21 protein-coding genes, 1 tRNA gene and 1 pseudogene are annotated in these 21,788 nt (G+C 72.0%); 12 read left to right on the top strand and 11 right to left on the bottom strand.

What is annotated here, in order from left to right; genetic code table 11:
* Nucleotides 1-93 precede the first annotated feature (93 nt).
* From dusB to ACI8AF_RS02560, 10 genes are all read left to right on the top strand, one after another.
* Nucleotides 94-1,242: a tRNA dihydrouridine synthase DusB gene (dusB, locus tag ACI8AF_RS02605; protein ID WP_456538099.1), complete on the top strand. Its 1,149-nt coding sequence runs from the start codon at nucleotides 94-96 to the stop codon at nucleotides 1,240-1,242.
* Entirely contained in the window at nucleotides 1,239-1,688 is a 450-nt protein-coding gene (locus ACI8AF_RS02600) for a hypothetical protein (protein ID WP_456538098.1), read from the top strand. The genes dusB and ACI8AF_RS02600 overlap by 4 nt, the downstream gene beginning before the upstream one ends.
* A 118-nt stretch (nucleotides 1,689-1,806) precedes the next feature.
* Nucleotides 1,807-2,136 carry a hypothetical protein gene (locus ACI8AF_RS02595; RefSeq protein WP_456538097.1) on the top strand — a complete coding sequence of 110 codons (330 nt, stop codon included), beginning with the start codon at nucleotides 1,807-1,809 and terminating at the stop codon, nucleotides 2,134-2,136.
* Nucleotides 2,137-2,333: 197 nt separating this feature from the next.
* Nucleotides 2,334-5,024 carry a pyruvate, phosphate dikinase gene (gene ppdK, locus ACI8AF_RS02590; RefSeq protein WP_456538096.1) on the top strand — a complete coding sequence of 897 codons (2,691 nt, stop codon included), beginning with the start codon at nucleotides 2,334-2,336 and terminating at the stop codon, nucleotides 5,022-5,024.
* 58 nt (nucleotides 5,025-5,082) lie between these two features.
* Nucleotides 5,083-5,712 carry a YdcF family protein gene (locus tag ACI8AF_RS02585; RefSeq protein ID WP_456538095.1) on the top strand — a complete coding sequence of 210 codons (630 nt, stop codon included), beginning with the start codon at nucleotides 5,083-5,085 and terminating at the stop codon, nucleotides 5,710-5,712.
* A complete protein-coding gene (locus tag ACI8AF_RS02580) occupies nucleotides 5,709-6,224 on the top strand; it encodes a hypothetical protein (RefSeq protein ID WP_456538094.1) in 516 nt (171 codons plus the stop codon). Before ACI8AF_RS02585 ends, ACI8AF_RS02580 begins: the two co-directional genes overlap by 4 nt.
* 74 nt (nucleotides 6,225-6,298) lie before the next feature.
* A complete protein-coding gene (locus ACI8AF_RS02575; RefSeq protein ID WP_456538093.1) occupies nucleotides 6,299-6,697 on the top strand; it encodes a hypothetical protein in 399 nt (132 codons plus the stop codon).
* Nucleotides 6,697-9,531 carry a DNA primase gene (gene dnaG, locus ACI8AF_RS02570; RefSeq protein ID WP_456538092.1) on the top strand — a complete coding sequence of 945 codons (2,835 nt, stop codon included), beginning with the start codon at nucleotides 6,697-6,699 and terminating at the stop codon, nucleotides 9,529-9,531. The genes ACI8AF_RS02575 and dnaG overlap by 1 nt, the downstream gene beginning before the upstream one ends.
* Nucleotides 9,528-10,106 carry a hypothetical protein gene (locus ACI8AF_RS02565; protein WP_456538091.1) on the top strand — a complete coding sequence of 193 codons (579 nt, stop codon included), beginning with the start codon at nucleotides 9,528-9,530 and terminating at the stop codon, nucleotides 10,104-10,106. The genes dnaG and ACI8AF_RS02565 overlap by 4 nt, the downstream gene beginning before the upstream one ends.
* A 2-nt stretch (nucleotides 10,107-10,108) precedes the next feature.
* Complete coding sequence (locus ACI8AF_RS02560; RefSeq protein WP_456538090.1) at nucleotides 10,109-10,366, top strand: hypothetical protein; 258 nt, start codon at nucleotides 10,109-10,111, stop codon at nucleotides 10,364-10,366.
* Here ACI8AF_RS02560 and ACI8AF_RS02555 read toward each other — a convergent pair.
* Nucleotides 10,332-10,541 (bottom strand): hypothetical protein, encoded by a 210-nt coding sequence (locus tag ACI8AF_RS02555; protein ID WP_456538089.1) that lies wholly within the window; start codon nucleotides 10,539-10,541, stop codon nucleotides 10,332-10,334. The two genes, ACI8AF_RS02560 and ACI8AF_RS02555, sit on opposite strands and share 35 nt — an antisense overlap.
* A 136-nt stretch (nucleotides 10,542-10,677) precedes the next feature.
* Here ACI8AF_RS02555 and ACI8AF_RS02550 point away from each other — a divergent pair.
* A tRNA-Asn gene (locus tag ACI8AF_RS02550) sits at nucleotides 10,678-10,750 on the top strand.
* A gap of 107 nt (nucleotides 10,751-10,857) precedes the next feature.
* Here ACI8AF_RS02550 and ACI8AF_RS02545 read toward each other — a convergent pair.
* Together ACI8AF_RS02545 and ACI8AF_RS02540 are read right to left on the bottom strand one after the other, a co-directional pair.
* Nucleotides 10,858-11,979 carry a site-specific integrase gene (locus ACI8AF_RS02545; RefSeq protein ID WP_456538088.1) on the bottom strand — a complete coding sequence of 374 codons (1,122 nt, stop codon included), beginning with the start codon at nucleotides 11,977-11,979 and terminating at the stop codon, nucleotides 10,858-10,860.
* Between the two features lie 254 nt (nucleotides 11,980-12,233).
* Entirely contained in the window at nucleotides 12,234-12,617 is a 384-nt protein-coding gene (locus ACI8AF_RS02540; RefSeq protein WP_456538087.1) for a PIN domain-containing protein, read from the bottom strand.
* Between the two features lie 314 nt (nucleotides 12,618-12,931).
* Between ACI8AF_RS02540 and ACI8AF_RS02535 the strand changes: the two are divergent.
* Nucleotides 12,932-13,231: pseudogene (locus tag ACI8AF_RS02535) on the top strand (SRPBCC family protein); the annotation flags it as partial.
* Between the two features lie 69 nt (nucleotides 13,232-13,300).
* Here the strand turns inward: ACI8AF_RS02535 and ACI8AF_RS02530 are convergent.
* The 8 genes from ACI8AF_RS02530 to ACI8AF_RS02495 form a co-directional block, all read right to left on the bottom strand.
* Nucleotides 13,301-14,077 carry an alpha/beta fold hydrolase gene (locus ACI8AF_RS02530; RefSeq protein WP_456538086.1) on the bottom strand — a complete coding sequence of 259 codons (777 nt, stop codon included), beginning with the start codon at nucleotides 14,075-14,077 and terminating at the stop codon, nucleotides 13,301-13,303.
* A 134-nt stretch (nucleotides 14,078-14,211) separates the two neighbouring features.
* The gene (locus tag ACI8AF_RS02525) at nucleotides 14,212-14,667 is read right to left on the bottom strand and encodes a MaoC family dehydratase (protein ID WP_456538085.1); all 456 of its coding nucleotides are present in this window, start codon (nucleotides 14,665-14,667) and stop codon (nucleotides 14,212-14,214) included.
* Between the two features lie 76 nt (nucleotides 14,668-14,743).
* The gene (locus ACI8AF_RS02520) at nucleotides 14,744-15,484 is read right to left on the bottom strand and encodes an SDR family oxidoreductase (protein WP_456538084.1); all 741 of its coding nucleotides are present in this window, start codon (nucleotides 15,482-15,484) and stop codon (nucleotides 14,744-14,746) included.
* A 195-nt stretch (nucleotides 15,485-15,679) separates the two neighbouring features.
* Nucleotides 15,680-17,119 carry an aldehyde dehydrogenase gene (locus tag ACI8AF_RS02515; RefSeq protein WP_456538083.1) on the bottom strand — a complete coding sequence of 480 codons (1,440 nt, stop codon included), beginning with the start codon at nucleotides 17,117-17,119 and terminating at the stop codon, nucleotides 15,680-15,682.
* 26 nt (nucleotides 17,120-17,145) lie between these two features.
* Entirely contained in the window at nucleotides 17,146-17,466 is a 321-nt protein-coding gene (locus tag ACI8AF_RS02510) for a 2Fe-2S iron-sulfur cluster-binding protein (RefSeq protein WP_456538082.1), read from the bottom strand.
* 29 nt (nucleotides 17,467-17,495) lie between these two features.
* Nucleotides 17,496-18,734 (bottom strand): NAD(P)/FAD-dependent oxidoreductase, encoded by a 1,239-nt coding sequence (locus ACI8AF_RS02505; RefSeq protein WP_456538081.1) that lies wholly within the window; start codon nucleotides 18,732-18,734, stop codon nucleotides 17,496-17,498.
* A 10-nt stretch (nucleotides 18,735-18,744) separates the two neighbouring features.
* On the bottom strand, nucleotides 18,745-20,043 hold the full coding sequence (locus ACI8AF_RS02500) for a cytochrome P450 (protein WP_456538080.1): 1,299 nt from the start codon (nucleotides 20,041-20,043) through the stop codon (nucleotides 18,745-18,747).
* Nucleotides 20,044-20,090: 47 nt separating this feature from the next.
* Nucleotides 20,091-21,710, bottom strand: coding sequence for a GMC family oxidoreductase (locus ACI8AF_RS02495; RefSeq protein WP_456538079.1), 1,620 nt, complete (start codon nucleotides 21,708-21,710; stop codon nucleotides 20,091-20,093).
* Between the last annotated feature and the right edge of the window lie 78 nt (nucleotides 21,711-21,788).

Genomic DNA, 21,788 nt, shown 5'->3' with positions numbered 1-21,788 from the left:
ACGACGGCCGGCTCGACCCGGGTGGGCGCCCCCGGAGCCGCGCCGTGACCCGGCTCCACGGGCGGCGGAGCGGGTCAACCTACCCTGGGACGCATGACGAGCGTGCTGACGGCGACCGCGCCGCTGCGGCTGGGCGCGCTCACCGTCGACCCCGCCGTCGTCCTCGCGCCGATGGCCGGCATCACGAACCCGGCGTTCCGGACGCTGTGCCGCGAGTTCGGCGCCGGCCTCTACGTCTGCGAGATGATCACCACGCGGGCGCTGGTCGAGCGCAACGAGAAGACGCTGCAGATGGTCCGGGCCACGCCCGACGAGAAGGACGCCTTCTCCGTGCAGCTCTACGGCGTCGACCCGGCGACGGTCGGCCGGGCGGTCGAGATGCTCGTCGACGAGGACGTCGCCGGCACCCGCCCGGCGCACATCGACCTCAACTTCGGCTGCCCGGTGCCCAAGGTGACCCGCAAGGGCGGCGGCTCGGCACTGCCGTGGCGCCGGCGGCTCTTCGAGAACATCGTGCGCGCCGCGGTGGCCGCCGCCCGCGACGTGCCGGTGACCGTCAAGACCCGCGTGGGCATCGACGCCGAGCACCACACCTACCTGGAGGCCGGGCGGATCGCCGAGGAGGCCGGCGCCGCCGCGATCACCCTGCACGGCCGCACCGCCGACCAGCTCTACAGCGGAACGGCGGACTGGTCGCACATCGCCCGCCTGGTGGAGCACGTGGCCATCCCGGTGCTCGGCAACGGCGACGTCTGGGAGGCCGACGACGCGCTGCGCATGGTCGCCGAGACCGGCTGCGCCGGCGTCGTCATCGGCCGCGGCTGCCTGGGCCGGCCCTGGCTGTTCGGCGACCTCGCCGCCGCCTTCGCCGGGACGCCGGAGCGGGCCCTGCCCACCCTGCGCGAGGTGGCCGCGGTGATGCTCCGGCACGCGACGCTGCTGAGCGAGGAGCAGGGGGAGCGGCACGGCTGCACCGACTTCCGCAAGCACGTCGCCTGGTACCTCAAGGGCTTCTCGGTCGGCTCCGACGTCCGCCGCGGGCTGGCGATGGCCAGCAGCCTCGACGAGCTGGCCGGCCTGCTCGACCGCATCCCCGAGCAGCCCTACCCCCTGGAGGTGCTGGGCGCCCCGCGCGGGCGCACCAGCCCGCCCCGCCCGGTGGCGCTGCCGGAGGGCTGGCTGGCCGACCGCGACGACCCGCGCCCGCCCGCCGGCGCCGAGCTGGAGGTGAGCGGCGGGTGACCCAGGGCCCGTACCTGTACGACGAGGGCCCCGAGCCGCTGCACACCGGGGCGGCCCGCAGCCGACGCGGCCTGCTGGTGGTCGTCCTCGGCGGCACCGTGCTGGCGGCGGTCGCCGCCGCGCTGGCCCTGCCGCTGGTCAGGGGCTCGGCCGGGGAGCAGGCGCGCGAGGTGGCCGGCGTCTTCGTCGCCGCCCTGCAGCAGGGCGACACCGAGACGGCGTTCGAGCTGCTGTGCGAGTCCGAGCAGGCCCGCGTGGGGCCCGACCGGCTCGCCGACGAGTACCTCGTGCCCGGCACCGGCGAGGTCGTCGGCGCCGAGGACGGCGAGGGCTCGGCGCAGCGCGTCGAGGTCGAGTGGACCGACGGCGGGGCGGTGACCAGCACGTTCCTGACCGTCGTCAGCCAGGGCGGCGCGAAGGTCTGCGGAACGTCGTCGTCCGGCTGAGTTCCGGTTCGCGGGAGCGCGGAGAGGCGGGGCCGTAAGCCTTCTCATGAGCGGACGAGCCTGCAACCATGGCGCCGCCCGGCTGACCGACCGCCGGGCCCGCTCGAGAGGAAGTCCGTTGTCGCAGCCGCCGTACCCGCCCGTTGCCGGCCCTCAGGGCCCCGCTTACGCACCGGCGCAGGGGCCCGCTTACGCTCCGGCGCCGCCGGCCGCACCGCAGCCCGCTGCGCCGACGCAGGTCGTCTTCCCCGGCCAGGTCCAGCTCCCGCCGCAGCCGCAGTTCGCCCCCACGCCGCAGCAGCAGCAGCCGACCCAGTTCGCCACGGGGTTCCCGAGCTACGTCTCGCCGCCGCCCTCGCCGAAGAACCGCACCGGCCTCATCGTCGGCATCATCGTCTGCCTGCTGGTCGTCGTCTTCGCCGTCCTCGGGTTCATCCTGGTCGGTTGACCACCGCGGGACCGGGCGCCGGGGACATCCCGGCGCCCGGGTGACCCGTGTCACCCTTCCCGGGCTCGCCTTCGGCGGCGTCGTCCGCCACGATCTTCACCAACATTCTCGACAGGACGTCCAAGACGTCTGCCGGTCGCCGCACCTTTCCACGACGATGGGTGTGCGGCGGCTGACCGGGTGCGGAGGTGGGCATCGTGAAGTGGGTCTACGACTTCAGCGAAGGCAGCAAGGACCAGAAGGACCTGCTCGGCGGCAAGGGCGCGAACCTCGCCGAGATGACCAACCTGGGACTGCCCGTCCCGCCCGGCTTCACGATCACCACCGACGCCTGCCGCCACTACCTGGAGCACGGTGCGCCGCCCGGTGAGCTGGCCGACCAGGTCACCGAGCACCTGACGGCGCTCGAGAAGGCCATGGGCAAGACCCTCGGCGACCCCGCGGACCCGCTGCTGGTCTCGGTCCGCTCCGGGGCCGCGGCGAGCATGCCCGGGATGATGGAGACCGTCCTCAACGTCGGCCTCAACGACGAGTCGGTGCAGGGTCTGGCCGCGCAGTCGGGCAGCGAGCGCTTCGCGTGGGACTCCTACCGCCGGCTGATCCAGATGTTCGGCAAGACCGTGCTCGGCATCGAGGGCGAGCTGTTCGACGACGCGCTCGACGAGGTCAAGCGTGAGCAGGGCACCGAGCTCGACCTCGACCTCGACACCGAGCACCTCAAGGACGTCGTCGAGCGGTTCAAGGTGATCGTCCGCGACCACACCGAGCGCGACTTCCCGCAGGACCCGCGCGAGCAGATGGACCTGGCGATCAACGCCGTCTTCGACAGCTGGAACTCGCCGCGGGCGATCCTCTACCGCCGCCGCGAGCGCATCCCCGGCGACGCAGGTACCGCGGTCAACGTCGTCGCCATGGTCTTCGGCAACCTCGGCATGGACTCGGGCACCGGCGTGGCGTTCACCCGCGACCCGGGCAGCGGTGAGCAGGGCGTCTACGGCGACTACCTGCAGAACGCGCAGGGCGAGGACGTCGTCGCCGGCATCCGCAACACCGTGCCCCTCACCGAGCTCGAGCAGATCGACCGGGGCGCCTACGACGAGCTGATGTCGATCATGTCCCAGCTCGAGGGCCACTACCGCGATCTGTGCGACATCGAGTTCACCGTCGAGCGCAACAAGCTGTGGATGCTGCAGACCCGCGTGGGCAAGCGCACGGCGGCAGCGGCCTTCCGCATCGCCACCCAGCTGGTCGACGAGGGCCTCATCGACATGGACGAGGCGGTCCGGCGGGTCACCGGCGACCAGCTCGCCCAGCTGATGTTCCCGCGGTTCGTCTCCGGCGGGGACGCCCGCCAGCTCACCCAGGGCATGAACGCCTCGCCCGGCGCCGCGGTCGGCAAGGCGGTGTTCTCCTCGGAGCGGGCCGTGGAGGAGGCGCAGAAGGGGGAGAAGGTCGTCCTGGTCCGGCGGGAGACCAACCCCGACGACCTCTCCGGGATGATCGCCGCGCAGGGTGTGCTCACCAGCCGCGGCGGCAAGACCTCGCACGCGGCCGTGGTCGCCCGGGGGATGGGCAAGACCTGCGTCTGCGGCGCGGAGGAGCTGCAGGTCGACACCAAGGCGGGGAGGTTCACCGCGCCCGACGGCACGGTGGTGAACGAGGGCGACGTCATCTCCATCGACGGCTCCACCGGCCGGGTGTGGCTGGGCGAGGTGCCGGTCGAGCCGTCGTCCGTCGTCCGCTACTTCGAGGGCGAGCTGGACCCCGACGCCGCGGACGCCGACGACCTGGTCAAGGCGGTGCACCGGATCCTCACGCACGCCGACTCCCGGCGGGCGCTCGGCGTGCGGACCAACGCCGACACCCCCGAGGACTCCGCGCGGGCGCGCCGCTTCGGCGCGCAGGGCATCGGCCTGTGCCGGACCGAGCACATGTTCCTCGGCGACCGCCGGCAGCTGGTGGAGAAGCTGATCCTCGCCGAGGGCGACGAGGAGCGGCAGGCAGCGCTCGACGCGCTCGAGCCCATGCAGAAGCAGGACTTCACCGAGATCTTCGAGGCGATGGACGGGCTGCCGGTGACGGTGCGGCTGCTCGACCCGCCGCTGCACGAGTTCCTGCCCGACCTCACCGAGCTGTCGGTGCGGGTCGCCGTCGCCGAGGCCGAGGGTCAGCCCGACGAGGGTCAGCTGCGGCTGCTGGCCGCCGTCCGCCGGCTGCACGAGTCCAACCCGATGCTCGGCCTGCGCGGCGTGCGGCTGGGGCTGGTCGTACCCGGGCTGTTCGCGATGCAGGTGCGCGCGATCGTCGAGGCGGCGTGCGAGCGGAAGAAGGCCGGCGGCGACCCGCGGCCGGAGGTGATGATCCCGCTGGTGGGCGCGGTGCAGGAGCTGGAGGCGATCCGTGAGGAGTCGGAGAAGGTGATCGCCGACATCTGCGCCGAGCACGGGGTGGAGCTGCAGGTGCCGATCGGCACGATGGTCGAGGTGCCCCGGGCGGCGCTCACCGCCGAGGAGATCGCCCACTCGGCCGAGTTCTTCTCCTTCGGCACCAACGACCTCACCCAGATGACGTGGGGCTTCTCGCGCGACGACGTCGAGGCGGCGTTCTTCCACGCCTACCTCGACAAGGGGATCTTCGGGATCTCGCCGTTCGAGTCGCTCGACCGCGACGGCGTGGGCCGGCTGGTCAAGTTCGCCGTCGAGCGCGGCCGTCGGGGCCGGCCCGACCTCAAGCTGGGCGTCTGCGGCGAGCACGGCGGCGATCCCGAGTCGGTGCACTTCTTCCACGAGGTGGGCCTGGACTACGTGTCCTGCTCGCCGTTCCGGGTGCCGGTGGCCCGGCTGGAGGCCGGTCGCGCGGCGCTCGGCGCGGAGCACGTCGGCAGCTGAGGCGGCACACCGTCCCCAGGGGCCTCACCCGGTCGGCCCCGCGTGGTACCCATGACGCGTGGGGGTGCGGCCGGGCAGCTGGGTGAGCAGGGTGGTCGCGGCCGCCGTGCTCGCCGTCTTCCTGCTCGTCGCGTCCACGGCGCTGGCCATCTGGTGGACGGCGCGGCAGGACTCCCGGCCGGGGAGCGACGCGATCGTCGTCCTGGGGTCGGCGCAGTACAACGGCGTCCCGTCGTCCATCTTCGAGGCGCGGCTGGAGCACGCGCTCAAGCTCTACGAGCAGGGCGTGGCCCCGGTGGTCGTGACGGTGGGCGGCAAGGCCGCCGGCGACCAGTTCACCGAGGCCGAGGCGGGTGCGGCCTACCTCGCCAACGCCGGGGTGTCGGACGACGCGCTGCTCGCCGTGCCGGAGGGCGTCGACACGCTGGAGAGCATGCGGGCGGTCGGGGCCGAGTTCGAGGCGCGCGGCTGGACGACGGCGGTGCTGGTGACCGACCCGTGGCACGCGCTGCGCGCCGAGCGGATGGCCGAGGACTCGGGCATGGAGGCGGAGAGCTCGCCCACGCGCCAGGGCCCGGCGGTGCAGACCCGCGCCACGCAGTTCCGCTACATCCTGCGCGAGACGGCGGCCTACCTGCTCTACCGCGCGACCGGCGAGAGCGTCGCCGGTGCGCCGGGGATCGGGTGACGGCGGTGCTGGAACTGGGCAGGGCGGGCACGGCCGGCGCCGTGAAGGGCGAGCTGCCCGTGCTGCGCGACGGCGCCGTGGTGGCGGTCCTGCGCGCGGCGAACTGGAGGGAGGCCGCCACGGCGGTCATCGGCGAGGCGGAGTGGGTCTACGCCAAGGCCAAGGGGACGCTGACGGCCCGGCGCGCGACCGACCCTGAGGAGACGGCGCTGCTCACGGCCCGGCAGACCTCGATGTGGAAGGGCACCTGGGGGCTCGACCTGGCCGGGACGCCGGTGGAGCTGCAGGTCGTCTCGTTCTGGAAGGGCACCCACCGCTACCTCGCCGGCGGGCGGCAGGTCGCCGAGAGCGGGCCGACCGGCGGCTGGTCGCCGCGGCCGACGCTCACCGCCGACGAACTGCCGCTGGAGCAGCAGGTCTTCCTGCTGTGGGTCGAGCTGGTGATCAACCGCCGCAACACCGCGACGGTCACCGCCGCCACCGGCGCCGCCGTGATCGGGGGCAGCAGCTGACGGGCGGGCCGACCCCCGTGCTGCTGGAGATGGGGAAGGCGGGGTCGTCGGGTGTCGGCAAGGGTGTGACTCCGGTGCTGTGCAACGGGGCGGTGGTTGCGACCATCGGCCAGCAGCGCCGGCGCCGGCCTGCTCCGGTGCGCATCGGCGAGCAGGCGTGGACCTACGTCTACCGGAGCGGTCAGCTCCTCGGCCACCTCGTCGACGAGCCGGCGGGCGAGCCGCGGTGCTGGGCGCGGGTCGCGTCCCACCGCTCGCCCTGGGAGATCGTGGTCGACGGGCAGCCGTTCACCCGGCGCTGGGTCGACCCGCGCACCGCCCACTACGACTGGCCGAGCGGTGAGGTGGCGGTGGAGGTCCGCGGCGAGGGCGTGCTGGGGAACCGCTACGCCTCGCCGGCCGACCCCCGGCTAGCGTTGCACCAGCACGTCTTCCTGCTCTGGTTGGACGTCTGCATCCGATGGGACGTGTGATGGCGGGTCGAGGACGCATCCGGGCGGCCGACATCGCGCTGGTGCGCGAGCGCAGCCGGATCGACGAGGTGGTCGGCGAGCACCTGCAGCTCAAGCGCGCCGGTGGCGGGAGCCTCAAGGGCCTCTGCCCGTTCCACGACGAGAAGTCGCCGTCCTTCCACGTCACGCCGGCACGCGGGCTGTACCACTGCCTCGCCGGGGAGACGGGGGTCCTGACCGAGGACGGCGTCGTTCCGATCCGGGAGCTGGCCGGCAAGACGGTCCGGGTGCTCAACGGCAACGGGGGCTGGGTCGAGGCGCCGTTCAAGTCTTACGGCGTCCAGCGGCTGATGAAGCTCACGGTGTCACGCAACGGCCGGACGAAGGAGCTCTACGCGACCGACGAACACCGGTGGTTCGTGCCCTCCGGGCCGTTGCGTGAGAACCGTCGAGAAATCCTCACCAAGGATCTACGACCCGGTGACCGGCTGTCGTCCTCGTTCCCCATGAGCCGCGTCCTCCATCCGCAGTTCCGGCCGTCTCCGTTCGGCGTCGCCCGCGGGATCGTCTACGCCGACGGCACCCGCGGCGGTCAGGGATCGATCGCCAACCTCTTCGGGCCGAAGGACGCCCAGCTCGCGCACTACTTCAACGGGTGCCGGAGCTGGGAAGGCGAGGGGGTCACCAAGTACTACGGCCTGCCGGCCTACTTCAAGGACGAGCGGCCGTCCCTGGACGAGGACCCTGCCTATCTGCTGGGCTGGCTGGCCGGCTACTTCGCGGCCGATGGCTGCGTGGCCGAGGACGGCGACGCCATCCTCGACTCCGCTCGTGAAGAGGACGTGGACTACGTCCGTCGGCTGTGCACCCGCATCGGTGTCGGCACGTACGGCATCGCGAAGCAGACACGGATCAGCATCGACGGTCTGCCGAGCGACGTCTTCAACGTCCGCTTCATGACCGAGGGACTGCCGCACTCGTTCTTCCTGCTCGATCACCACTTCGAGCGGATCCGGAACAACCCGAACAGCTACGAGCGGAAGCGTTGGGTCGTCCGTTCCGTCGAGTGGAGTGACCGGGTCGAAGAGGTCTTCTGCGCAGAGGTGCCAGGCACCCATGCGTTCACCCTCGAGGACGACATCCTCACCGGGAACTGCTTCGGGTGCGGGGAAGGCGGCGACGTGATCGCCTTCATCCAGAAGATCGACCACCTGTCGTTCTCCGAGGCGGTCGAGCACCTGGCCGGCAAGGCGAACGTCGAGCTGCACTACGAGGACGACGGCGGGCGGCCCACGGGTGCACCCGACCGGGCGCAGGCCGGGCAGCGGGCCCGGCTGGTCGCCGCCAACGCCGCGGCCGCGGAGTTCTACGCCGAGCAGCTGCGGACGCCCGAGGCGGCGCCGGCGCGGCAGTTCCTCGCCGACCGCGGCTTCGACCGGCAGGTCGCCGTCGACTACGGGTGCGGCTTCGCGCCGGGCGGCTGGGACGCGCTCACCCGGCACCTGCGCGGCAAGGGCTTCAGCCAGCAGGAGCTGGTCACCGCGGGCCTCGCCAAGGAATCGAGCCGCGGGTCGTTGATCGACCGGTTCCACCGCCGCCTGATCTGGCCGATCCGCGACATCACCGGGGACGTCATCGGCTTCGGCGCCCGCAAGCTGATGGACGACGACCCCGGCCCGAAGTACCTGAACACCCCCGAGACACCGCTCTACAAGAAGAGCTCGGTGCTCTACGGCATCGAGCGGGCCAAGCGCGACATCGCCCGCCGGCACCAGGCGGTCGTCGTCGAGGGCTACACCGACGTCATGGCCTGCCACCTGGCCGGGGTCACCACCGCCGTGGCGTCCTGCGGCACCGCGTTCGGGCCGGAGCACATCGCCGTCCTGCGCCGGCTGCTCATGGACCAGGACGAGTTCCGCGGCGAGGTCGTCTACACCTTCGACGGCGACGCGGCCGGCCAGGCGGCGGCGATGAAGACGTTCAAGGAGGACCAGCGCTTCGTCGCGCAGACCTTCGTCGCCGTCGAGCCCGACGGCCGCGACCCGTGCGAGCTGCGGCAGGCGCACGGTGACGCCGCCGTCCGGGACCTGGTCGCGCGGCGCACACCGCTGATCGAGTTCGTGCTCCGGACGACGTTGCAGGACTACGACCTCGACACCGTCGAGGGCCGGGTCGCCGCGCTCGAGCGCACCGCGCCGCTGCTCGCGCAGATCAAGGACCACGCGCTGCGCCCGGCCTACGCGCGGCGGCTGGCCGGGCTGATCGGCAACACCGACGAGGCGGAGGTGCTGGAGCGTGTGCGCCGGGTGACCGGCGGAGACGTCCCGACGCAGAGCCGCGGCCGGGGGCGGGTGCCGCGGCGCGGCCCCGACGAGATCGCCGTCGGCGTCGAGCGGGAGGCGGTCAAGGCGGCGCTGCAGGTGCCGGAGGTCGCCGGTCCCTCGTTCGACGCGATCCCGCCCGAGTCCTACACCGACCCCGACTACGCCGCCGTCGCGTCGGCGGTCGCCGCCGCCGGGGGGGCGGCCGCGGCCCGGGTGACCGGGCCGGAGTGGCTGGACGAGGTGGCCCGCTACTGCGACCGGGAGACGGCGCGGGCGCAGCTGACGGCGCTGGCCGTCGAGCCGCTGCGGTCGATCGGCGGGGAGTCCGACACCGTGTACGTCAACGCGATCCTGGCCCGGCTGCAGGAGATGGCGACCGTCCGCGAGGTGGCCGCGCTCAAGGGCCGGCTGCAGCGGATGAACCCGGTCGAGGAGGCCGACGCCTACAACAAGGCGTTCATGAAGCTGCTGGCGCTGGAGCAGCAGGCGCGGTCGCTGCGCGAGCGGGCGATGGGCGGGCTGACGCCGTGAGCCTGGTGGACACGCTGCGGCGGCGGTTCGCGCGGCCGCCGGAGCTGGTGCGCGCCGTCGTCCAGGCCTCGTCCGACCCCGACGAGCGGGTGCTCGCCTGGGGCGTGCTGGCCCGCGAGGAGGGCTGGCTGGCCGCGACCTCGCGCGGGCTGCGCCGGGTGCCGGCCGACCTGCCGCTGGAGCAGGCCGGCGAGGTCGGTGTGCTGCCGTGGCACGAGGTCGGCACGGCCACCTGGAAGAAGCAGGGGGACGGCGGCACGTTCGTCGTCACGCCGCTGATCGAGGTGGAGCCGGGCGTGCAGGCGAGGCTGCCCGCCGAGCGGCACGCGCTGGCCGACGCCGGGGACCTGCCGGCCGTGCTCCGGCGGCGGGTGGACCAGACCGTCGTCGCCAGCCGGCGCTCGCCGCTGCCCGGCGGGGGAGAGGTGGTCCTGGTCGCCCGGCGGCTGCCCGGTCAGGCCGCGCGGGAGTGGACGGTCGTGTTCGACGACGACGCCGACCGCAACGACCCCGCCGCACGTGAGGTGGCGCGGCAGAAGCTCGCCGACGCCGTCGCGGCCGAACAGCCGGACTGAGCGTGGGCGAGCTCGTGGTGGGTGTCGGGGGCGCGACCGTGCTCGTCGGCGTCCCGGTCGGCCTCGCGCTGCTGGGCCGGCGGGCGCGGCGGCGCGGCATCCCGGGCTCGGTGCTCGCTCCGCTGGAGGAGATCTGGGACCCGGTGGCCCACCGGACGTCGATCGAGGTGCAGGTGCACGCCGAGCGCCAGGCCCCCGCACCCGCGCCCGGCGACCCGCCCCGGACTACTGCGGGGCGTCGCTCCCCATCTTCGCCTTGACCCCCTGGACGACGGCGTCGGCGCGGGCCTGAGCCATGCCCGCCACGCTCTGCAGCTTGGGGTCGTCCTTGGCGTGCTCCCAGGCGCGGCGGATCTGCTCGTAGCGCTCGCGGCCGGCGCGAGCGCCCAGCACGTAGCCGGCACCGAAACCGGCGAGGAAGGACAACTTCGCCACGGGGGACCTCCTGGGGGCTGGGAACGTCGTGATCACGCTACCTGTGGGACACCCGACGCGCGGCTCCACGAGCCGGTCCCGGGCGGCCCGGGAACGTCAGGTACTCTCGACCCGTCGCGCGGGCAGCACCCGCCGATCCCCCGTAGCTCAATTGGCAGAGCATGCGACTGTTAATCGCAGGGTTATTGGTTCGAGTCCAATCGGGGGAGCAAAGCTCCTGGTCAGTGCCTCGTCGATCGTGAGATCCGGGGACCATTAATTGCGCTATTTCTGTTTACCCCCAACTTTCGCGTCGTCTGACGTCGTCGGCGGCTCGCTACAGGACCCGGCGGATGGCTGCCGCTGTACGCAGGCTGGCGGTTCCACGGGCGAGGTAGACGTCCTGGGTGAGGCTGGGCCGGCTGTGGCCGAGGTGGTCGGCGATCTGGCGGGCGGACAGTCTGGCGTCGTCGAGCCGGGTGGCCACGGTCTTGCGGAAGGTGTGCGAGGTGACCCAGGGCAGGCCGGCCCGGTCCAGGGCTTGGCGGAGGTCGCCGCTGGTGTTGCTGGGGTCGCGCAGGTGACCGTTCGGGCTGGGGAAGAGCACAGGGTCGCCCTCCTGTGAGGGCAGGTCGGCGAGGCGGCGGCGGAGCAGGTCCAGGGTGCGTGCGGGCAGGGGGATGGTGCGTCGCCCGGCGCCGGTCTTGGGCACGTCCTGGATGAGCAGTCCGCGACCGGGCTGCCGGATGACGGTGCCGGTGACGCTCAGCGTGCCGGCGTTGAGGTCGACGTCGGCCGGGCGCAGCGCACAGGCCTCGCCGATGCGCAGGCCCGTGCCCAGGAGGAAGTCGACGAGATCGGGCAGGTCCCGGCGGACCGCCGCGGCATCGGCGGCCAGTCGGGCGCGCAGGAGGTCGACGTCCTCGCTGCTGAGCGCGCGGAGGCGTCGTTGGCTGCGGCCGGTGCGACGGGCCGGGGCGTCGCGCACCGGATTGGTGGGGAGCAGCCCGTGGCGGACGGCGAGCCCGAGGATGCCGGACAGCACGCTGCGGGTGGACTTGGCCGCGGCCGGGCCGTGCTGGGCGGCAACGGCGGTAAACAGGCGGTCGACGGTGGTAACGGTGAGCTCGCGCAGGAGCAGTTCGCCGAGGCCGGGCAGCACGTAGGACTGGACAGCGAACCGGTACAGCCGCTTGGTGCCGATCGCCAGGTCGCTGGCGTCGATGCCGGCCAGCCATTGGGCGGCCATGGCGCTGAGCCGGCTGTCGGCCGGCAGGGGAGGGGCCGCGGTGTTGGCACGGTCACGGAGAGCTTCACGCAGCAGCCGCTCGGCCTGTGCTCGAGTCGGGCCGGTGCGCAGGACGTGACGGCGCCGACCGTCGGGATCGCGGAAGCTGGCCGACGCTTGCACGCGGTTCCTGCCGAGCCGCTCGAAACGAATCGTCCCGAAGGTCCCCACGGCCAGTGGCGGCCTGCCCATGGGGTCTCCTCGGCTGTCGGCCCTTCTGCAGCGGGCTCGGTCAGCGTGCGAGGCATCCGGATTCATGGCGAGCGCTCCGGCCAGTGACTGTGGACGGGCCCGGGCCTGTGGACCCGGGCTTGACAGCCGCCGATGCTGCCGACGAGGGCTCCAGTCTTTCTCCAGAAGCGCATCGAGCGCCCTCGCGAGGACGAGAACTCCACCCGGGCCTGATTGCCGAGCGGGGACCAGCGTCAGCGGATGGCGACGACCCGCACACCAAGGTGATCGGCCCAGTTCAGCCACTGCCGGTCGGTGGTGTACGTCGCGCTGTCCAGGCTGCGTCCGAGAGCCAGGCACACCCGGTCGGCCAGGCTCAGGTCCGACCGGTGGCGGTAGAACGACGCCGCGAGCCGGGCGTCCAGGCGGCCGAAGGGCGTGACGGTGATCGCCAGTTCGTCCAGGACCTGGTCGATCTCCTCCGAAGCGATACCGATCCGGGCGGCCTTCTGCAGCACCTCGGAGTAGTTGACCGCGCTGATGGTCATGTCCTCAGCAGAGGCCACGCGGGCCACGACCTCCCAGCCGGGCTCGTGGTTGAGCAATGCCAACAGCGCGGAGGCGTCGAGGACGATCACTGGCCGGCAGACTCCTGGCCGTCGCTCGCCGCTGTCTCTCTTCGTCGGTCGGCGACCACCTGGTCACTCAGGCGCGCCCCGCCCGACGCCTTTTGAAACCGGTGCCACAGGCGCTCTAGCGCCGAACGGCGCCTCGGATCCCACCCCGCGAGGGGATCCTCGACCCTGCCGGTCTCGCTCATGGAGCAGACAGTAGTTCCTCGTACCTGCCGGAACCGTGTCTTTCCCCAGGTGGCATCAGACTCCCATGAGCAAGAGGTGTGTTGCACTTGATCTTGCTGTGTCTCCAGTAGCGAGAGGCGCAAGATCGCCCGGTGGGGCAGCTCACCAGGATCGACGTCGAGGCACCGGTCGAGCGCGTCTGGGAGGTGCTGCGCAAGGTCGAGCAGTGGCCGGAGCGGGGCCCGACGGTGACCTCGGTGCGACGCCTCGACGACGGGCCGCTCGCCGTCGGGTCCCACGCCCGGGTCGAACAGCCCCGGATCCCCCCGACCGAGTACGTGGTGACCGAGCTCGAGCCGAGCCGCTCGTTCACCTGGGTGGCCACCGGTCCCGGCGTCCGCACCACCGCTCGGCAGCTGCTCGAGGAACTCGGTAACGGCGGAACGCGCGTGACGCTGGCGGTGAGCAGGTTGGATGACTCGGCAGCGGAACGGTCGTCCTGTCACCACTGTCCGTCTCGGTCACTGGAGGAAGTCGGTGACGAGGCGGGCGATGGTGGCCGGGCGCTCGAGAATGAAGAGGTGTCCGCCACCCTCCACGACGTGGAGTGTCCCGTTCGGGATTCGCCAGGCGAGTATTCGTCCGTTGAGCAGGGGCACGAGCGGATCGTCGTCCCCGGCGAGGACGAGCGTGCGGTGCTGCAGGGTGTGCAACCACGGGAGGCTGCTCCAGCCGCTGATCGCATACAGCTGACCGAAGTATCCCTTCATGGACGGCGGGTGGATTCGGCCCAGCATGGCGTTGAACAGGGCGCCCGAGTCCGACCGGGCGAGTCCGCCATAGATCCGGCCGGCGATCCGGTGGTAGTAGGCGGGGTCCCGGTATCTGCGCGGAGTGGTCAGGGGCAGCACGGCCCGAGGCTCGCCGGGCAGGCCGCCGAGCCCCGGCGTGGTGGCGGCGAGCACCAGACTGCGCACACGGCCGGGCGACTGGCGAGCGAGCTGTTGGGCGACGGCGCCCCCGAGCGAGACGCCGAGGACGTCGATTTGCGCGTGCCCCAGCTCGTCAAGGAGGCCGCTGATGGTGCGGGCCAGGCCGGGGAGACGCCGTGGCCACGCATAGGGCGTCGAGCCGCCGATGCCAGGGGCGTCGAAGCTGATGACCTGGAGGCCGCGCGCGCTGAGCTGCTGCTCGAACGGGGTGCTCAGGTCGAGGCTGGCTCCGAGGCCGGTGATGAACAGCAGCGGTCGGCCGTGGCCACGAATCGACGTGCGCAGCCGAAGGTCGCCGACGTCCACGTGCCGGACTTCGGCTGATCGCGTCACCCGGTGGGCCCCCCGTTCCGGTCGGCGCTCGTTCGTACGGTCCGGCTGGGACCGGCGGACATGGTGCATGCCCCGCGCATCAGCGCCGGGCACGGCTGCGGCATGGGTCAGCCGTAGAAGCGGAACACCGGCTCCGCGATGCACACGGGTTTCTGGCCGCCTTCGCGCTCGATGATCGCGGCGACGGTGAGCTGCACGCCCCCGGTGATCACCTCGACCTCTTCCAGGGTGGCGGTCAGCCGCAGCTTCGACCCGACCGGCACTGGGGCGGGGAACCGAACCCTGTTGAGGCCGTAGTTCACGCCCATAGTCGAGTCGGTGACGGTGAGCACCTGGGACCACATGGGGGTGAGCAGCGAGAGGGTGAGGTAGCCGTGCGCGATCGGGCCTCCGAACGGGCTCTCGGCCTCCGCGCGTCCGATGTCGACGTGGATCCACTGGTGGTCGTCGGTCGCGTCGGCGAAGAGGTTCACCCGGTTCTGGCCTATGTCGAACCAGTCGCTCGTTCCGAGCTCGTGGCCCTTCAAGGCGGGCAGCTCGGCAAGTGTCGTTTGGGTGCTCATGCGGTCGCGTCCATCGGGGAAGTCGGATGGCCCGCGGGGCGAGCCGGTGCGCGGATCGGGCGGCGGTCCTGGGAGGTCACATCGACAGGCCGCCGTCGACCGGCAGGACGGTCCCGGTGATGTAGCCCGCCTCCTCGGAGGCGAGAAACGCGACGGCCGGTGCCATCTCCGCCGGCGCGGCGAACCGGCCCATGGGAATGCCCGCTGTGATCTCGGCGAGCTTGTCCTCCGGGACCTCGGCGACCATGGCGGTGGCCGCGTTAGGAGAGATCGCGTTCGAGGTGATGCCGAAGCGCGCGACCTCCTTGGCGACCGTCTTGGTGAAGCCGACGATCCCCGCCTTGGCCGCGGCGTAGTTGGCCTGCCCGACGTTGCCGTGCATGCCGGTGTAGGACGTGACATTGACGATGCGGCCGTAGCCACGCGCCCGCATGTGCGGGATGGCGGCGCTGGTCGTGTTGAACGTGCCGCCGAGATGCACGTCGATCACCTGCCGCCATTGCTGGGCGGTGAGTCGCCAGACGACGGCGTCCCGGGTGATGCCGGCGTTGTTGACCACGACGTCGAGGCCGCCGGCCCAGCCGGCCACGTCGTCCACGGCCGCGGCGACCGCGTCCCGGTCGGCGACGTCGACGGCCAGGGAAGCCACCGTGTCGCTGCGCTCGCCCCACGCCTTCGCCAACGCGTCGGGATCGAGATCCAGGGGCGCGATGCGGGCGCCCGCGTCGGCGAAGAAGGTGGCGATCTCCTGCCCGATGCCCTGGGCGGCACCCGTGACCAGGACGGTGCGCCCCGAGAAGTCGAAGGTGAGAGGCATGCTCCTGATGTCCTTCCAGGCCGTCGCAGGCGCGTCGGCGAGTTGACGGGTGGTTCGCTTGCGGGATCCGACCGTCGCGCAGGGGCGCGGACGTGCACTAGGGACGGATGTCGCGGCTGGGGGGTGGGGCGCCCCACAGCGCCGGCGGGACGTCACCGGGGTGACCCGGCGCTCGGTCCCGCCGGCGAGGGCGGATCACGGAGCGGCGTACACCGACTTCAGCACCTGGTAGTTGGTCAGACCCTCGGGGCCTTGCTCGCGTCCCCAGCCGCTGGCCTTGATGCCGCCGAACGGCGACGCCGGATCGTTGACGTAGGAGTTGATCCCGATGCTGCCAGTCCGGACCCGCCGGGCCACGGCGGTGGCACGCTCCGGATCGGCACTCCACACGGACCCGCCGAGGCCGTAGTCGGTGTCGTTGGCCATCGCGATGGCCTGCTCCTCGTCGTCGTAGGGGATCACCGAGAGCACCGGGCCGAAGATCTCCTGCTGCGCGATGGTGTGGTTGTTGTCCACGTCGGCGAAGACCGTGGGCGACACGAAGAAGCCGCGGTCCTGGGGGCGGCCCCCTCCGGCGGTGAGCCGGGCTCCCTCGGCGAGGCCCTTGGCGATGTAGGACTCGACGCGGTCGCGCTGTCGGCCGGACACCATCGGCCCGATCTGCGTCGCCGTGTCCAGCGCGTCGCCGACCGTCAGCGAGCCGGCGAACCCGCTGATGGTGTCGACGATCTGCTGGTAGCGGTGCCGCGGCGCGAACACCCGGGTGCCGACGAAGCAGGTCTGCCCGTTGTTGAGCAGGGTCGCGGGGAAGAAGGCGTCGAGCTGCCCGGCGAGATCGGCGTCGTCGAGCACGATGGCCGCGGACTTCCCGCCCAGCTCGAGCGTCACCGGACGCAGCAGCCGTCCGCAGGTCTCGGCGATGCTCCGGCCGGCCGCCGTCGAGCCGGTGAAGCCGACCTTGTCGACGCCGGGGTGGGCGACCAGGTAGGCGCCGACCTCCCGCCCGGCGGGGACGATGTTGAGCACCCCGGCCGGCAGGCCGGCCTCGATCGCGGCCTCGGCTGTGATCCAGGAGTCCAGGACCGTCTCCGGTGCCGGCTTGAGGACCACCGTGCATCCCGCCGCCAGCGCGGGCGCGATCTTGGTGAACGCCAGGGCCTGGGGGAAGTTCCAGGGCACGATGGCGGCGACCACCCCGACGGGCTCCCGGCGCACGAGCGTGGTGCCTCCGAACATGGCGGGGCGGCGCTCCTCGAGCCCGTCACGGACCAGGCCGCCGTAGTAGCGCAACAGCAGCGCCGGGAACACCGCCTCGAAGGCGAGCGAGGTGCTCAACGGCATGCCGTTCTGGCTGCTCACCGCATGGGCGGTCTGCTGGCCGCGGGCCTCCAGGGCAGCTGCGAAGCGGTCGAGCACTTCGGCGCGGCGGGCCGGCTCCCAGTTCGCCCAGCCTGCGGGGTCGTCGAAGGCGGCCCGTGCGGCGGCCACGGCCCGATCGACGTCGGCCTCGACGGCCTCCGGCACCGAACCGATCGTCTCTTCGGTGGAGGGCGAGACCACGGTGATGCGCTCGGCGCTGGCCGGCGTGGTCCACTCCCCACCGATGTAGAGGCGTTCGTGGTTGCTCTGCGTCATGACAGTCTCCTCGGGATGGGAGGGCTTCAGCCCTGGGTGGGGGGTGTGCGGACGACGAGGCCGTCCAGGTCCGGGCACAGCTCGAGCTGGCAGGAGAGACGCGAGTTGCACTGAGCGCCGTCGAGGAACTCGAGCAGGTCCTGCTCCTCGGGAGCCGGCTCGCCGAGCCGGTCCTGCCAGTCGCCCTCCACGTAGACGTGGCAGGTCGCGCACGAGCAGCCACCGCCGCACTCGGCGACGATGCCGGCCACGTTGTTCAGCAGTGCGGCCTCCATCACCGTGCCGCCGGGCTGGGCGTCCACGGTTTGCTTGCCGCCGTCGGCGTCGATGTAGGTGATCTTGATCATGAGGAGCTCCTCACGCAGTCGGGAGGTGGTCAACGGGGGACGAGGTCGCGCAGAGCGACGGCCGGGTCGGCGAGCCGGTGGACGTCGGGGGTGGCGTGGCCGGCGATCCACTTCTTGCCGGCCATGAACTCCGCGCCGGCGTTGACCGCCTCGACCGCGAGGACGCGGCCGTCGCCGTCAAGGTGGAAGGTGGCGAAGCCGTCGGTGTCGGGGTGACGGCGGACGACGGAGGCCTCGGCGGAGCCGAACAGCCCCGCGATCTGCAGCTTCAGGTCGAACTGGTCGGACCAGAACCACGGCACCTCGGGAACCGGTGCCGGCAGGCCGAGGATGTCGGCCACCGCCTGCTTGGCCTGCTCACCGGCGCTGGGGATGCTCTCCAGGCGGCAGTGGGTGCCGGGGTAGTGGTGCACCGGGCGGCTGGTGACGTCGCCGATGGCCCACACTCCCTCGGCCGACGTCCGGGCCCGGTCGTCGACGACGATGCCGTTCCCGCACACGAGGCCGGCGGTCCGCGCGAGCTCGTCACACGGGACGGCGCCCACCCCGACCAGGGCCACGTCGCACGGGATCTGCCGACCGTCGGCGAGGTCAACCGCGGAGACGGCACCGTCGCCGTCGACGGCGAAGCCGATGACCTCGACGTCGGTGTCGATGACCGTGCCGCGCGAGCGGTGGTACTCGGTCAGCCATGCGGACAGTCCCGGCCCCGCCACGCGGGCAAGGACCCGGTCGGCTCGTTCGAGCACGGTGACCTCCGCACCGAGCCGCCGGGCCGCCGCGGCCACCTCCAGCCCGACGTAACCACCACCGATGATCACCAGTCGCGAGCCGGGTCCTAACCGTCCGCGCAGCACGCAGGCGTCCTCGTAGGTCCGCAGCGTGTGGACGCCGGGACGGTCGGCCCCGGGGACGGCGAGGGGCCGGGGACGCGCGCCGGTGGCGAGCACGGCCGCGTCGTATCTGACCTCTGACCCGTCGCCCAGCCGTAGCCGGTGATCCGCCGGGTCCAGCTCGGCGACCCGCCGCCCGAGCAGCAGCTCCACGTCCTGGTTGGCGTAGAACTGCGCGGGGCGCAACAGCTCAGGTTCTCCGTGGGCGCCGGTCAGGTACGCCTTGGACAGCGGCGGCCGGTGGTAGGGGACCTGCGACTCCTCGCCGATCAGGGTGATCGACCCGGTGAAGCCGTGCTGCCTGAGAAGGGCTGCGGCACCGGCGCCGGCGTGGCCGGCACCGACGATCACGACCCGCTGGAGGCCGGTGGTCATGGCTCTGCCCTCACACGGTCGTGAAGGTGATGGGCTGGGTTTTCAGGCCGGACAGGAAGTTCGCCGCGACGTACTTCGGCGTCCCGGCCAGCCGGACCGAGCGCAGCTTGGGCAGCAGTTCCTCGAGAAGGATCCGCATCTCCAGCTTCGCCACGTGCTGGCCGAGGCACATGTGCGGCCCGTAGCCGAACGCGATGTGCTTGTTCGGCCGGCGAGTGACGTCGAAGACGTCGGGGTCGGTGAAGACGTCCTCGTCGCGGTTGGCCGAGGGGTAGAGCAGCATGACGCTGTCGCCGGCCTTGAGGTGGCGGCCGCGGAACTCCGTGTCCTGGCTGACGATCCGCTGGAAGTGCTTCACTGGCGACACCCAGCGCAGAGCCTCGTCGATCAGCGACGGCACCAGGGACATGTCCCCGCGGACCTTGTCCAGCTGGTCGGGGAACCGTGCGAAGGCCTGGATGGCACCCGAGATGGTCGAGGCCGTGGTGTCGTGCCCGGCGGTCGCGATGGCGATGTAGTAGCCGTTGACGAAGCTCTCGGGCAGGTATTCGCCGTCGATCTTGGCGTTGGCGATGATCGACGCGAGGTCGTCGGTCGGGTTTGCGCGCCGGTCGGCCGACAGCTGGTTGAAGTAGCCGTAGAAGTCCGCGATCGCCGCCCGGAACATCCGGGCCGCGACGTCGGGTTCCGGCGCCACCTCGGCCCGCTGCTCCTCCGGGTCGGTGGTACCGAAGAACTCCTGCGTGAGCTTGAGCATCCGCGGCTCGTCCTCGCGGGGCACCCCGAACAGCGTCATGATCACGCGCAGGGGGTAGTGCAGCGCGAAGTCCTTGACGATGTCGACCGGACGTCCCTCGAAGGTCATCAGGTGGTCGACGGCCTCGCGCGCCAGCTCGCGGATGAGGTCCTCCCGCTTGCGCACGTTGGCCGGCAGGAACCAGTTGCTGGTGACGTTCTTGATGGCCGTGTGCTCGGGAGCGTCCATGTAGGCGAGCGTGTCGATCGTGCGGGCGTCGCCCCGCACCAGCTCGAGGAATCCCAGGCTGGCCCGGTCGTTGATCATCGGTTCGCCCCGGCCGCTCGTGAACACCGCCGGGTTCCGCTCGATCTCGACGATGTCGGCGTGCTTGGTGGCCAGCCAGATCGGGTCGAAGCCGTCCACGTGCGCCACCCCGAACGGGTTGTTCTCCCGCAGCCACTTGAAGGCGGGGTAGGTGCGGTTCTCCTCGTCGGCGTAGCTCTGCGGCAGCACCGCGTCGGCGGCGATGTCGTCCGGGATCCGGAAGTCGCTGAGGATCTGAGCGGTCATGGGTCGATCTCCTGTCGGTGCGGAGGGAAAAGGGAGTCGCTCGCCGCTCAGGCGGGAACGGCAACAGCGGGCTGCGGGACGGTCACCGGGGCGGCCTTGCGACCCAGGACCAGGTCGGCACCGTGCTCGCCGATCATGATCGTCGGGGCGTTGGTGTTGCCGGAGGTGACTTGCGGCATCACCGAGGCGTCGATGACGCGCAGGCCGTCGACTCCGTGCACCCGCAGCTGCGGGTCAACGACGCCGTCGTCGGGCGAGCCGATGCGGGTGGTGCACGCCGCGTGGTACATGTGCTGGGTCTCGGCGCGGACCCACGCGGCCAGCTCGTCGCGGCGGGTGACGCTCGTGCCGGGGTTGACGCGCTCGCCGAGCACTCGGCGCAGGGGCGGCTGGGCGGCGATCTGCTCGACGAGGTCGATGGCCCGCAGGACGGCGTCGACCTCGGACTGCTGGGACAGCAGGTTGCTGACGATGCGCGGGGCCGCGGTCGGGTCGGCCGAGCGCAGGCGGACCGAGCCGCGCGAAGTCGGGCCGTTGTAGGACAGCCCGATCGTCATGCCGCCGCCGACGGGACGCCGCATCTCGTGCTCCCAGAAGTAGCCCGGCACGAAGACCATCTGGAAGTCCGGGGAGGCCAGGGACGGGTCCGACCGCCAGAGCACGGCGGACTCCGCGGCGTTGGAGCTGAGCATGCCGGTGCCGTCGGCCATCCACTGCTCCATGTGCGCCGGGTCGGCCGCGGCGGCGAGGGTGACCGGGTGGCTGGTCTCCCAGTGCAGCAGCGTGAGGGGGTGGTCCTGCAGGTGCCGGCCGACGTGGGGGGAGTCGACGACGGGGGTGATGCCGATCTCGCGCAGGTGATCGGCCGGCCCGATGCCGGAGAGCATGAGCAGCTGCGGGGAGTTGTAGGCGCCGGCGCTGAGGATGACCTCGCGCTCGGCGCGGGCGGTGTGCACCGCCCCGTCGTGCGCGTACTCCACGCCGACCGCCCGGCCGCCCTCGAGGAGGATGCGGTGCACGGTGGCGCCGGTGATCAGCTGCAGGTTGGTGCGCTCGAGCGCGGGGCGGAGGAATGCGTCGGCCGTCGAGCAGCGCCGCCCGTCCTTGATGGTGGTCTGGAACATCCCGGTCCCGGCCTGCGTGGCGCCGTTGAAGTCGGGATTGCGCTCGATGCCGGCGCCGGCCGCCGCCTCGATGAAGGATTCCGCGTGCGGGGAGAGCCACCGCTGAGTCGTCACGTGCAGCGGGCCGTCCTGCCCGTGGTAGGCGTCGTGGATGTCGGCGTTGTGCTCGGAGCGGGTGAAGTAGGGGAGGACCTCGTCGTAGGACCACCCGGTGGCGCCGTGGTCGCGGGCCCAGCCGTCGAAGTCCTCGTGCGTCCCGCGCATGTAGATCATCGCGTTCATGGACGACGAGCCGCCGAGCATCTTTCCGCGGGGCAGGTACACCCGGCGGCCCGCCAGGCCGGGCTCGGAGTCGGAGTTGTAGTTCCAGTCGTTCGGCCCCTGGAACATGCCCGAGAACAGAGCGGGGACCTTCACGAGCAGGTCGTCGTCGGAGCCCCCGGCCTCGAGCACGAGCACGCGGTGCCCGTCGGCGCTGAGCCGGTCGGCCAGGACGCAGCCGGCCGAGCCGGCGCCGACGACGATGTAGTCACAGGTGGGCATGACGCCTCCGGGGGATGGCGCGCAGTTGCTCGGTTGCGCGGCGGTGGTCGCGGTCGGCGCCGAGGGCTTCCAGCCCTC

The sequence above is a fragment of the Blastococcus sp. SYSU D00669 genome, from assembly GCF_054050715.1.
This window is presented reverse-complemented; position numbering and strand designations above follow the sequence as displayed.